We start from the raw sequence: 11,928 nt of genomic DNA, 5'->3' as shown, positions 1-11,928 counted from the left end.
GGGGGAAGGCGCGCACCCATGGCGCGTCATGAGGGGGAAGCAAAGACATGACCAGATTGAAATGGACGGCCATGATTCTGGGCGGGGCGAGCGCGCTGGCGCTCGGCGCCGGCACGGCTATGGCGCAGCAACGCAATTTCGATTTGCCCGAAGGCCGCGCGGCCGACGTGCTGCCATCCTTTGCCCTGCAAAGCGGATTGCAGATCATCGCGCCGTCAAAGAAACTGCGCGGCACGCGGACGCCGCGCCTGCAAGGCGCCTATGACGCACGTCAGGCGCTCAAGCGCATCATTCGCGGGACCGATCTGGTCATCGCGTCCGACCGCAATGACGTGGTGACGCTGCGCGACAGGAATTTGTCGGCGCTGCGCGGTGACAATGCGGCACAACGCCCCATCGCTTTTGCGCAAATGCAGGTGGCAGGCACGATGTCGGACGCCGCGCCCGCGCCGCTGCCCGCCGAACCACAGGGCAATGACGGGGCGGAGATCGTCGTCGTCGGCACGCAGATCAGGGGCGCGAAGACCACCGGCGCGCTGCCGGTCAGCGTCGTCGGCCAGGAACAAGTCGATGCCGTCGCCGCCGTGTCTGGCGGCGATCTTTTCCGCTCCATCCCGCAGCTGGGCGGCGTCACCTTCAACGAACAGGTGCTGGGCGGTGGATCGGGTAATGCGGCGCGCGGCGACGTGTCGACCGTATCATTGCGGGGCCTGGGCCAGGGCAACACGCTGCTGCTGATCAATGGCCGCCGCACGGTGTTGCACCCCACATCGCAGGCCATCACTGGCGTGGTCGATTCCGGCGTGCCGACCTTTGGCTTCAACGCCAACACCATTCCGGTGGGCGCGATCGAGCGGGTCGAAGTGCTGCGCGACGGCGCGGCGGCGCTTTATGGGTCCGACGCGGTCGCGGGCGTCGTCAACAATGTGCTGAAATCCAATTTCACCGGCGCCACGTTCGACGCGCAATATGGCGCGGCCGAAGGCACCAACCTGCGCGAATTCACGGTCAACGGACTGGTCGGGTTCAATTTTGGCGGCGGACGCGGCAACATCTCGCTCTTTGGCGGCTATGCCCAGAAATCGAAACTTTACTTAAGCGATCAGGACTATACCGCCAATCTGGACCGGCGACCCTATGTCGTTGGCACGGCGTTCGAAGGCAATGCCGCGTTCAACGGCACATCGACCAGTACGCCCTGGGGCACGTTCCAGGCGACCGGATCGGGCATCATCACCAGCAATGGCGTCGCACTGACCAACGCGTCGCAGCAGTTTCACATCCAGCCGGCGACCAATCCCGGGTGCCAGGTTGCGGCCACGACGCCGGGCATGTGCTGGGACGATGCCAGCGGCACGACGCAGATGGCGACGGTGGATTCCAACCTGCGCTACGACGCCAATCAGACATTCCCGGACCTGACCACCCAGCCGTCCGTCAAACGCATCAACCTGTTCAGCTTCATCAATTACGAACTGACCGACAATCTCGATTTCTTCGGCGAACTGGGTTTCTACCGGGGCAAGACCGACGCCATCATCGGCAGCGGTGGGTCGCTGGGCAATATCCCGATCACGGTGGCCGCCGACGCCTATTGGAACCCGCTTGGCCCGACCTTGCTGGCCGACGGATCGGCCAATCCCAACCGCTTGCCCGGCCTGGTCGGCGTGCCCGACGAAGGACTGCCGGTCACGATCCGCAGCCTCAACTATGTCGACGCGGGCCAGAAGCGCGTGAACGTCACCAATTACCAATATCGGTTCTTGGGCGGCCTGCGCGGCAGTTTTGGCGACTGGAACTGGGAAACGGCCGGCCTTTACACCTGGGCGACCGTCAAGGACGTGATGGACGGCACGTCCAGCACATTGTTGCAGGCCGCGATCAACAAGACCACGCCCGACGCCTATAATCCCTTCAACGGCGGGTGTGTCGATACGCCGGCAGTGGGCGATTGCACCCCCAATGACGAAGCGGTCGTGGACAGTTTCCGTATCCAGTCGACCCGGCGCAACAAGACCTCGCTGGCGCTATGGGATCTCAAGATATCCAACGCCAACCTGCTCGACCTGTGGGGCGGCAACAGCATCGGCATCGCCAGCGGCGTCGAGTTCCGCCGCGAAACCTACCGCGACAATCGCGATCCGCGCCAGGGCGGCGTCGCCGGCGTCGACATCACCTATACTGATGCTGTGACCGGCATTTTCTACGGATCGGACCTGATGGGGGCCAGCCCCAGTCCCGATGTGTCGGGCAGCCGCAAGGTCTGGTCCGCCTATGCCGAACTTGCGCTCCCGCTGGTCAGTCCGGAGATGGAAATCCCGATGATCCGCTCCTTCGACATTCAGGTCGCGGGCCGATATGAACGCTACAGCGATGTCGGCGACGTCGCCAAGCCAAAGGTCGCGGCAAGCTGGGACCTGCTGCAGGGGTTCCGCTTGCGCGGCTCCTGGTCGCAGGGCTTTCGCGCCCCCAATCTGGAAGTGCTCAATACCGCGACGCTCGACCGGGTGAATGGCGGCATCGAATATATCTTGTGCGAAGCGGACCTGCGCGCCGGCCGCATCGGCAGCTTTTCCCAATGCGCGCGCAACGTATCGGTGTTGCGGCGGTCAGGCGGTAATCCGGACCTGAAGCCCGAGGAATCGACCAGCTGGAATTTCGGCGCCGTGCTTCAGCCGCCTCTGCCTGACGGGCTGGGCCAGGTGACCTTCACCGTCGACCGGTGGCGGATCAAGCAGAAAGGGGTCGTGGGCCTGCTCGATTACCAGAATGCGCTGAACCTCGACTATCTGCTGCGCGTGCAGGGCAGCAGTAATCCGGCGGTCGTCCGGCGCGATCCCACGGCGGACGATATCGCGCTGGTCGCTGGCACGGGCCTCGCGCCCGTGGGCGAGCTGCTCTATGTCACCGCGCCATTCCAGAACCTGTTGCCGATCCAGGTGGATGGCATCGACTTCAATCTGGACTACCGGGTCAACACGGGTTCGTTTGGCAATTTCAGCCTGAACGTCAATGCCGCGCGACTGATCAAATATCAGGTCGATGCCCCGGCGGCCGTCCAGGCCGTCATCGACGGACAGGCGGACGGAACGATCAACGCCGCCGTGCCGGTGTCGGGCGGGGGCGACGTGGTGAAGCGCGACGGCCAGCCGCGCTGGCGCATATCGGGCAATCTGACCTGGGACTATGGCCCGGTGCGGATCGGCGCCTTTACCCAGTTCATTTCGGACGTCTATCAAAATGGCGTGTTCGACGCGGCTGGGAATAATTTCGTGGTCAAGGGCCAGACCACGGTCAATCTCTACGCCACCTACAAGTTCGACCAGGGCATGATGAAGGGCACGGCGATCACCATCGGCGCGCGCAACATCTTCGACAAGAACCCGCCGCTGGCATCGACCGGCTATCTGTCCAGCCTCTACCAGCCGCAGGCGCGTTACTGGTATACCAGCATCAAGAAGAGCTTCTGATGCAGGACAAGGGCCTTGCCCGCCGCGAGTTGATCGCGGCGGGCCTCGCCAGCGCGGCGGTCGGCCTGCCCATGGCCACGCTGGCGCAATCAGGCATGCGCGCGCCCGATGCCCCGCGCAGCGCGCCGGCCACGGTCCGCGCCCACCGCGTCGAAGTGCCCATGCCCCATGGCGGCGTCGCCGCCGGGCATCCCCTTGCCGCGATGGCGGGAACACGGATGTTGTTGCAGGGCGGCAGCGCGGCCGATGCGGCGGTCGCGGCAATGGCGGTGATGAATGTCGTGGAACCTTGGGCGTCGAGCGCGGCGGGCAATGGTTTTGCCACCTGCCTCGACCGCAAGACGGGACAGGTCCATTCGCTCGCCTTCACCGGCGGCGCGCCTGCTCTGTTCGATCCGGCCATCGATCCGGCGGAACTGGACAGCGGCCACAAGGCAGTGACGGTGCCCGGCGCCTTTGGCGGCTGGATCGCGCTCGCGCGCCGGTTCGGGCGATTGCCGCTCAAGACGCTGCTGGAGCCGGCGATCGGCTATGCCCGCGATGGTCATCCACTCGATGCGTCCATCGCGATGTTCATCGGCCGGCAGCAGGCGGTGCTCGCCCGCTATCCGACCAGCGCCGCGATCTTCCTGCCCGGTGGCAAACCCCCTGCCCCGCGCGCCCTGTTCAAGAACCTGCCTCTCGCGCGCACGTTACAAAGCCTGGCCGACGCAGAAACCCGCGCGCTGCAAGGCGGCGCGGATCGCGACACGGCGCTGCAAGCCGCCTATGACCATTTCTATACCGGGCCGGTGGCACAGGACATGACCCGCTTTTCAGCGGCCAATGGTGGCTGGCTGCGCATGGCGGACATGGCGGCCTACAAGCCGATCTGGGAAGCGCCGGTATCGACCCGCTATCGCGGGCTAGACGTCTATTGCAGCCCGCTTACATCGCGCACGGGCCTAGAATTGTGCGAACAGCTCAATATCGTCGAAGGATGGGATCTTTCAGCGCTCGATGCGACCGACCCGCTGCTGACGCACTGGCTGATCGAGGCGATCAAGGTGACCAAGGCGGACGTCTATCGTTATGCCGGCGACCCGCGCTTCGTCACGGTGCCGGTCGATCGCCTGCTGTCCAAGGATTTCGCCGCCCAGCGTCGATCGATTATCGATCGCGCCCGCGCCATCGCCTTTCCTCAAGGCGCGGACATTGCGCAGGTGGGCGTTCCACCCCTGTTGGCGATGGCGGACACGCGCTCGCGGGGCGGGGATACGACCAGCCTGTCGGTGGTGGATGCCGATGGCAATGCAATCGCAGTCACGACGACGGTCGGTGGCGGCTTTGGCACTTCCGTCGTGATGGGCGACACGGGCCTGCTGTGCAACAACGGCCTGCGCATCGGATCGACCGCGCCCTATGACGGCCATCCCAATCGCGCTGCGCCTGGCAAGCGGGCGTTGCTGGGCAATGGTCCTGTCATCGTGCTGGACAAGGGGCGGCTCAAACTTGTGTGCGGCACGCCCGGCGGCGAGACGATCGGCCAGACGCAATTCCAGTTTCTGGTGAATGTCATCGACCGGGCCATGCCGATCCAGCAGGCGATCGAAGCGCCGCGCTTCGCACTGCATGCCGAACCCAGCTTTTACAAAGCGGGAGCAGCGATCAGCGTGCAGATGGAAAGCCGCTTCGACCCGGCCATCACGCAGGCGCTGGCCGCCATGGGACACAGGCTGGACATGGTCAGCCCTTACGCCATTGGCAGCATCCAGGGCGTGCTGGTCGATGCGTCCGGCGCGCGCATGGGCGGCAGCGATCCCCGCCGCATGGGCTATTCAGTGGGATATTGATCCGATTGAAAGAGGGGGCACGGTCAGATCGGCAGTTCGTTGGTGGACTTGATCTCCGACAGGGCGACGGTCGAATGAATTTCCTGAACGCCCGGCAATTTGCTCAACTGTTCGAAGAAGAAGCGTTCATAGGCGTCGATGTCCTGCGTGACGATGCGCAGCATGAAATCCATCGTGCCCATCAACACATAGGCGTCGAGCACTTCGGGAAAGGCACCGATGGTTTTGCTGAATTCGTCCAGATTGGCGCGGCCATGGGCATTGAGCTTCACCTGCGCGAAAATTTGCGCGTTGAGGCCGACCTTGCGCCGGTCGAGCAGCGCAACGCGCTTGCGGATTAGCCCTTCGCGTTCCAGCCGGTCGATCCTGCGCCAGCAGGGCGAAGGCGTCAGCCCCACCCGTTCGGCGATCTGCGCCGTCGTCAGGCTGGCATCGCGTTGCAGTTCGCGAAGAATCTTGCGCTCAAATGGGTCGAGTTCGATCATGTTTTCCGCTCTAGCGGCACATGCGGGATAGATCATCCCGAATAACACCGCGCCAATCCGATTTCGAGCAAGACTCTTCGCATGTCTGCGTTCATAAGCCGGCCCGCAAATGCCCCAGAGGAGAATATGATGGTCGATCACGCCCCTTCCCCCAGCCAGACGATGCGGACCGTGCGCCTGCGCGACGCGGCCAGCGGCCTTGACGGGGTGATCGCCATTCATTCGACAGCGCTTGGCCCGGGCGCGGGCGGCTGCCGCTTCTGGCGCTATCCCGATATCGAGGCGGCGACGCAGGATGCCTGCCGCCTGGCCAAGGGCATGAGCTACAAGAACGCGATGGCGGAACTGCCGCTGGGCGGAGCGAAGGCGGTGCTGCGCTACCCTGAAGGCGATTTCGATCGCGTTGCCCTGTTCCAGGCCTTTGGCAAGGCCGTCGAGGCGCTTGAGGGGCTCTATGTAACGGCGGAGGACGTGGGCACCAGCGTGGCGGATATGGAGCAGGTGTCGACCATGACGCGCCATGTCGCGGGCCTGCACCCGGCGCAGGACATGGCGGGCGGCGATCCGTCCCCCTGGACGGCGCTCGGCGTGTTCGATTCCATGCGCATGGCCGCGCAATTGGCGCTGAAGGCGGACCTTGATGCGCTCACCGTGGCAGTGCAGGGCGTCGGCAATGTCGGCGCGAGCCTGTGTCGCCAATTGGCCGAGGCCGGCGCCAAACTCGTGATCGCCGACATTGACGCGCAGCGCTGCCGCGCGCTGGCCGACGAACTGGGCGCGCGCGTGGTCGATGTGGCGGATATCGCCGCGGTGGAGGCCGACATCTTCGCGCCCTGCGCCCTTGGCGGCGCGCTGACGCAGGACAGCGTTGCAGCGATGAAGGCGCAGCTGGTCTGCGGCGCGGCCAACAACCAGCTTGCGACGCCGGACGTCGCCGACGCCCTGCTGGCGCGCGGCATCGTCTACGCCCCCGACTATGTCGTCAATGCCGGCGGCATCATCAGCGTGTCTGCCGAATATCTGGGCGAGGACGAAGCAAGCGTGCGCACCCGCGTCGCCCGCATCGGCCCGCGCGTTGCTCGCATCTTGGAGCAGGCCGCCCGCGAAGGGCGATCGCCGGCGGTGGTGGCCGATGAAATGGCCGAAGCGGTCATTGCCGGCGCAGCGGAAAAAGCCGCCTGATAAACGGTCCCGGCGCGTGCCCGGTGCAAGGGCGCGCGCCGGGCTTCGTTGTGCCACCATTCACACGGCTCGCGGACTTTACCAACTCGTGGCAATTAATCCTCGATGATAGGGATTTGCACATGATGGCATGAGCCGTCAGTCTGAAAAACCCTGCAAATCTGAGCTTTTCATGAAACTGGCACACCCCCTGCAATGATGATGGCACGATCCACGAGGGACCGTGACACAGTCAGGGAAGGAACCACATCATGAAGACCATCATTCTCGCCACCGTCGCCGCCACTTTCGTCGCCACCCCCGCTCTGGCGCAGCCTGAAGGCAATTTTGGCCGCTCCAAGGTCAGCTATGACGAACAGTCCGACACTTATTGCTTCCGCGAAACGCCTGCTGGCTCCATGGTGCCGCGCACCGAATGCCGCACCAAGGCGGAATGGGCCGAGGCCGGACTGACGATCAGCCGCAAGTCCAGCATGCAACTGGCCCAGCGTTGAGCCGAAGGAGCGGGCCCGGCGCGGCGGATATGCCGCAAAGCCGGGCCTGTTGGCCAAGTCTAGTTGGTTTCGCGCTTCAACCGCTCGGCCAGAGCCTCGATCTCATCGGGCTCAAGCAGCCAGGTCCGCGTCTTGCGGCCTTCGCGGTGGACGGGCTGGGTCAGCACTATGCGCGCCTGCGCGCGGGCGGCTGGCTTATATAAGCCGAAATGCACCGCGCAATCGCGGATCGTGCCGATCAGCGGCGGCTTACCGTCCAGGTCGATCATGGTCGCGGGTTGATCCCAGGGGATAGACGCGACGCCGGGAAATTTCTGTTCCATAGCAATGCGTCACCACGGCGCGCGCGCGAAATCAAGGCCTAACCGAGCAGGGCGATCAGCACAGGATCGCCAGTAGCGCGCGGATCGCGGCGGATTTCCGCCTCTTCCTGTCCGATCGCACGGAAAATCGCGTCGCCGATCTGATTGGAGACATTGGTCGCCATCGCAGCATAGTCCCGCCCGCCGCTGGCGGACAGTGCGGCCGAAAGCATTTCGAACATATCCGACCGGAGCGCGCGCGATGCGCCGGGGATCAGCGCATCGACCACAGCTCCGCGCGTTTCCCGGGCGAGCAGGTCGCTCGCCGCAGTCGGGCCGCCGCGCAGCACCGATACCGCGTCGGCCAGGGTCATCCGCTGCACGGCGTCCATGACGATCGGCGCGGCATTGTCGGCAAGATCGACCGCCACATCATTCAGCGCCATCGCTACCCGATTGCGGACGGCATTGGTGCGCAGCAAAGCGGACAGAACCGCGCCGCCCTTTCCGCCACCCAGATCGGGCGGGCTGATGCGCGTCAGTTGATTATCGTAGAAACCACCCGGTTCGGTCAGCCGCGCAAAGGCGCGCTCGCTCGACAACTGCAACAGGCGACGCACCGCCTGTTCGACAGTGTAGCGGCCCATCGGCGTCGCGCAGGCGGCGAGCGGAAGCAATGCCAGCGCTGCAATGAGGCTGCGCCGGTTGGAACGCATATGGGTCGGCTGCATGATGTGTCTCCCTCAGTACGCCCTACCGATGAACCTGGCGGCTTTGACGCAGGCTGAACGCATGAACGCCGCATGATGCTTCGCGTTGCGCGCAGGCGGCGCGGTTGCCAAATCCATATGCGCGATATACTCGGACAATATGGGGCAACAGGACTTCATTGCAGTCGATTGGGGAACCACCAACCGGCGCGCCTATCGCATCCGCGAAGGCCAGGTCATTGACAGCTTGCAGGACGCACTGGGCGTGACCGCCGTCCCGTCAGGCGGCTTTGAACAGGAAGTGGCGCGATTGCGCGCGTGTCTTGGCGACGCACCGATGCTGCTAGCGGGCATGATCGGGTCCAATCGCGGATGGATGGACGCGGGCTATGTGGCGACGCCCGCCACGCTGGCGCAGATTTCCGCTGCCATGATCACGCCGATGGACGGCGTGCACATCGTTCCTGGCGTATCTCACGTCGCGCAAGGACGCGGCGATGTGATGCGGGGCGAAGAAGTGCAGTTGCTGGGCGCGATCTGCGCGGATCTGGCTCCGTCCGACGCCCTGCTGTGCCAGCCGGGTACGCATTGCAAATGGGCGTGGATGACAGATGGTGCGATCGCTCGGTTCGTGACCGCCATGACTGGCGAGATGTTTGCGCTGCTCAAGAAGCATGCGCTGATCGGGCAGGAGATGACGGGCGAAATCAGCGCAGGCGACGCCTTTGCCGACGGCGTGCGCGATGGTGCGCGCGGCGATCTGCTGGCCTCGCTGTTCGGCGTGCGCCCGGCCAGCCTGCTTGGCTTGCGCGCGCGCGCCGACGCCGCCGCCTATGTCAGCGGCCTGCTGATCGGCGCGGACTGCGCCGCTTATGCCACCGGGCAACGGGTGCATCTGCTTGCCGACGCGGCGCTGGGCGCGCTCTATGCCAGCGCGATCGTGCAATTGGGCGGTCAGGCGGTGCGGATCGACAGCCAGGCCGCCTTCATCGCCGGCGCCACCCGCCTTTGGGAGAATCTGACATGAGCCTCGATTTCACGACCGCTTTCGCCCGCTGCCCGCTGGTCGCCATCCTGCGCGGCGTTCGTCCGGACGAGGTTGAACCGATCGGCGACGCGCTGGTGGAGGCGGGCTTCACCTTGATAGAGGTGCCGATGAACTCGCCCGATCCGCTGGGCAGCATCGGGCGGCTGGCGCGTCGGCTGGAGGGCAAGGCGCTGGTCGGCGCGGGGACGGTGCTGACCCCCGATCAGGTGGACGCGGTGCAGCAGGCCGGCGGACAGCTTATCATCTCGCCCAACAGCAACCTGTCGGTGATCGCCCGCAGTGCGGAGGCGGGGCTCATTTCCATGCCCGGCTATTTCACCCCGACTGAAGCCTTCGCGGCGGTGCAGGCCGGAGCGAGCGCGCTCAAACTCTTTCCCGCCGAGGCCGCTACGCCCACCGTCTTGAAGGCGCAGCGCGCCGTGCTGCCCAAGGAACTGCCGGTCCTGGCGGTGGGCGGCATCAATCCCGGCAATATGGGGCCATGGGTCGCTGCTGGTGCCGACGGCTTTGGCCTGGGATCTGCTCTCTACAAGCCAGGTGGGACTGCCGCGCAGGTGCGCGAGGCGGCACAGGCGTTCATCCAGGGGTGGAAGGCCGCGACGGACTGACATGCACGCCCGAAACCCTTGCCAGATCTGCTAATGCGATTGACTCGCATGTGGTGATTTCCTATCGAGCGATCACGCAATTTGCTCGAAGGACCATCATGCATCGTTTCTCTGGCCATCTTCAGGGTCATCCGCGCCCGCTGACGGCGCTGGGCGGAAGCGAGCGCCAATGACAACGGGCGCGCGGCGGTCAATAGGGTGGCGCTATCGCGGCAATGTCGCACTGCGCGTGCTGGCCGGGACTTTGGGGGCCTATCTGGTGATGGCGCTGACGGCGGCCTTGCTGGCGCGAACCCTGCCCATGAGCCGGGTTGAGGCCGTGACCGTCGCCACGATGATCGCCTATCTGGTGGCCCCTGCCGTCACCATCTGGGCGTTTCTGGCGTCCGGGCCATGGCGCGCGCTGGGGGGCGTCGCGGGTGTCGCGGGATTGCTGGCGATCGGTGCGTGGGCCGCGGGGCAACCGGCATGAGAGGATCGGCGCCTGCTGCCCTGCGCGATGGCGCGCGCCAATGCATGACCTGGCTGCACGGTTGGACCGGGCTGCTGCTGGGCCATGTGCTGTTCCTCATGTGCCTCACGGGCACGTTGACCGTGTTCAAGGCCGAGATTGGCCGCTGGATGCGGCCCGAAACGACCGCTATCGCCGCGCCAGCGGACGCGATCGTCGCTGCGACCCGCTGGCTCGATGAGAATACGCATGGTTCGGCCGGCTGGTATCTGACCGCCCCCGACGCCCACCAAAATGCGGTGCAGGCGACCTATGACAGCTACGGCGCCTATGTGACCCGCGCGCTCGATCCCGTCAGCGGGGCGCCAGTCGCGCGTGAAACGCTGGGCGGCGAATTTTTCTACCGGCTCCATTTCGAATTGGAGCTGCCCTACCCGTGGGGACGGCTGCTTGCCTCGCTCGCGGCCATGATGATGCTGGTCGCGCTGGTGACGGGCATCATCGCACACAAACGCATTTTCAAGGATATCTTCACCTTCCGCCCGGCCAAGGGCCAGCGCAGTTGGCTAGACGGGCATAATGCGCTCGGCGTTCTTGCCCTGCCCTTTCACATCATGATCACCTTCACCGGATTGGTGACACTGGCATCGGTCAACCTGCCCTGGGGAATCGCGGCGGGCTATGGCGCGGACGTCACAACCATGTACAGCGACCTTGCGCCCGGCTCCGTCACCCGCGCGGCCACCGGTGAAAAGGCGCCGCTCGCGCCTATCGCGCCGATGCTGGCGACCGCGCAGCGCCAGTTTGGTGGCGCGCCGATCGGCCGAGTCTATGTCTTCAACCCCGGCGACACGGGGGCGGTGGTGGTCGTTTATCCATCGGACGCACAGTCCATCGGCTATATGTCTGGTGAGGTCAGTTTCGACGGAGCGACCGGCCAGATGCTCAAGGCCTGGACCGAACAGCGCGCAGGCGTGCGCGCCTATCAGACCGTCTATGGCCTGCACATGGCGCGCTTCGCTCCCGACGTGACGCGCTGGCTTTATTTTCTGGGCGGCGCGATGCTGACCATGGCGATCGCAACCGGCATGGTCCTTTGGACAGTCAAGCGCCGTGAACGCGCGCCTTTGTCGATTGGCAATCATATGCTGGAACGGCTCAACGTCGGCGTGCTGACCGGCGTGCCGATTGGAGCGGTGGCATTCCTGATCGCCAACCGGCTGTTGCCGCTCGACATGGCCGCGCGCGCGCAGGCCGAGGTTTCGGCCGCGCTCTGGACCGCCGGGGCCGTGGTGCTCGCCGGACTCTTGCTGCGGCCCACGATCGGCTGGCCGCTATTGCTCGGC

General features: G+C 65.1%; 11 protein-coding genes. 8 read left to right on the top strand and 3 right to left on the bottom strand.

The annotated features are described in order from the left end of the window. Positions 1 to 47: 47 nt before the first annotated feature. Entirely contained in the window at positions 48 to 3,470 is a 3,423-nt protein-coding gene (locus B2V90_RS19730) for a TonB-dependent receptor (protein ID WP_228221924.1), read from the top strand. Beyond that, positions 3,470 to 5,302 carry a gamma-glutamyltransferase family protein gene (locus tag B2V90_RS19725; protein ID WP_228221925.1) on the top strand — a complete coding sequence of 611 codons (1,833 nt, stop codon included), beginning with the start codon at positions 3,470 to 3,472 and terminating at the stop codon, positions 5,300 to 5,302. Before B2V90_RS19730 ends, B2V90_RS19725 begins: the two co-directional genes overlap by 1 nt. A 23-nt stretch (positions 5,303 to 5,325) precedes the next feature. On the opposite strand, the gene B2V90_RS19720 is transcribed toward B2V90_RS19725, so the two are convergent. Beyond that, the gene (locus B2V90_RS19720; protein ID WP_009823535.1) at positions 5,326 to 5,787 is read right to left on the bottom strand and encodes an Lrp/AsnC family transcriptional regulator; all 462 of its coding nucleotides are present in this window, start codon (positions 5,785 to 5,787) and stop codon (positions 5,326 to 5,328) included. 129 nt (positions 5,788 to 5,916) lie between these two features. Between B2V90_RS19720 and B2V90_RS19715 the strand changes: the two genes are divergently transcribed. Then, positions 5,917 to 6,969 carry a Leu/Phe/Val dehydrogenase gene (locus B2V90_RS19715; RefSeq protein WP_228221993.1) on the top strand — a complete coding sequence of 351 codons (1,053 nt, stop codon included), beginning with the start codon at positions 5,917 to 5,919 and terminating at the stop codon, positions 6,967 to 6,969. 251 nt (positions 6,970 to 7,220) lie between these two features. Continuing rightward, complete coding sequence (locus B2V90_RS19710) at positions 7,221 to 7,463, top strand: hypothetical protein (protein ID WP_228221926.1); 243 nt, start codon at positions 7,221 to 7,223, stop codon at positions 7,461 to 7,463. Positions 7,464 to 7,522: 59 nt separating this feature from the next. Here the strand turns inward: B2V90_RS19710 and B2V90_RS19705 are convergent, their stop codons facing one another. Both B2V90_RS19705 and B2V90_RS19700 read right to left on the bottom strand, forming a co-directional pair. After that, the gene (locus B2V90_RS19705; protein ID WP_009823532.1) at positions 7,523 to 7,786 is read right to left on the bottom strand and encodes a hypothetical protein; all 264 of its coding nucleotides are present in this window, start codon (positions 7,784 to 7,786) and stop codon (positions 7,523 to 7,525) included. Between the two features lie 38 nt (positions 7,787 to 7,824). After that, the gene (locus B2V90_RS19700) at positions 7,825 to 8,496 is read right to left on the bottom strand and encodes a DUF4197 domain-containing protein (RefSeq protein ID WP_009823531.1); all 672 of its coding nucleotides are present in this window, start codon (positions 8,494 to 8,496) and stop codon (positions 7,825 to 7,827) included. 139 nt (positions 8,497 to 8,635) lie between these two features. Here B2V90_RS19700 and B2V90_RS19695 point away from each other — a divergent pair, with 139 nt between their 5' ends. The 4 genes from B2V90_RS19695 to B2V90_RS19680 all read left to right on the top strand — a co-directional run. Continuing rightward, positions 8,636 to 9,502: a 2-dehydro-3-deoxygalactonokinase gene (locus B2V90_RS19695; RefSeq protein ID WP_293922912.1), complete on the top strand. Its 867-nt coding sequence runs from the start codon at positions 8,636 to 8,638 to the stop codon at positions 9,500 to 9,502. Then, positions 9,499 to 10,131, top strand: coding sequence for a 2-dehydro-3-deoxy-6-phosphogalactonate aldolase (locus B2V90_RS19690; RefSeq protein ID WP_228221928.1), 633 nt, complete (start codon positions 9,499 to 9,501; stop codon positions 10,129 to 10,131). Before B2V90_RS19695 ends, B2V90_RS19690 begins: the two co-directional genes overlap by 4 nt. 169 nt (positions 10,132 to 10,300) lie before the next feature. Then, positions 10,301 to 10,603, top strand: a complete 303-nt coding sequence (locus tag B2V90_RS19685; protein WP_228221929.1) for a ketohydroxyglutarate aldolase — start codon at positions 10,301 to 10,303, stop codon at positions 10,601 to 10,603. Next, the coding region (locus B2V90_RS19680; RefSeq protein ID WP_349681225.1) for a PepSY-associated TM helix domain-containing protein at positions 10,600 to 11,928 on the top strand (1,329 nt) is incomplete at its 3' end. The genes B2V90_RS19685 and B2V90_RS19680, both read left to right, overlap by 4 nt.

The sequence above is a fragment of the Sphingobium sp. UBA5915 genome, assembly GCF_002431195.1.
In the GTDB taxonomy this organism is placed as follows: Bacteria; Pseudomonadota; Alphaproteobacteria; order Sphingomonadales; family Sphingomonadaceae; genus Sphingobium; species Sphingobium soli.
Note: the sequence above shows the minus strand (reverse complement) of the source record. Positions and strands in the feature narration are given on the sequence as shown.

Bases quoted from the DNA above. Each gene is read 5' to 3' on its own strand.
- B2V90_RS19730 (WP_228221924.1), top strand. From the start codon at position 48: ATGACCAGATTGAAATGGACGGCCATGATTCTGGGCGGGGCGAGCGCG.
- B2V90_RS19685 (WP_228221929.1), top strand. From the start codon at position 10,301: ATGACAACGGGCGCGCGGCGGTCAATAGGGTGGCGCTATCGCGGCAAT.
- B2V90_RS19715 (WP_228221993.1), top strand. From the start codon at position 5,917: ATGGTCGATCACGCCCCTTCCCCCAGCCAGACGATGCGGACCGTGCGC.
- B2V90_RS19695 (WP_293922912.1), top strand. From the start codon at position 8,636: ATGGGGCAACAGGACTTCATTGCAGTCGATTGGGGAACCACCAACCGG.
- B2V90_RS19690 (WP_228221928.1), top strand. From the start codon at position 9,499: ATGAGCCTCGATTTCACGACCGCTTTCGCCCGCTGCCCGCTGGTCGCC.
- B2V90_RS19710 (WP_228221926.1), top strand. From the start codon at position 7,221: ATGAAGACCATCATTCTCGCCACCGTCGCCGCCACTTTCGTCGCCACC.
- B2V90_RS19705 (WP_009823532.1), bottom strand. From the start codon at position 7,786: ATGGAACAGAAATTTCCCGGCGTCGCGTCTATCCCCTGGGATCAACCC.
- B2V90_RS19725 (WP_228221925.1), top strand. From the start codon at position 3,470: ATGCAGGACAAGGGCCTTGCCCGCCGCGAGTTGATCGCGGCGGGCCTC.
- B2V90_RS19720 (WP_009823535.1), bottom strand. From the start codon at position 5,787: ATGATCGAACTCGACCCATTTGAGCGCAAGATTCTTCGCGAACTGCAA.
- B2V90_RS19700 (WP_009823531.1), bottom strand. From the start codon at position 8,496: ATGCAGCCGACCCATATGCGTTCCAACCGGCGCAGCCTCATTGCAGCG.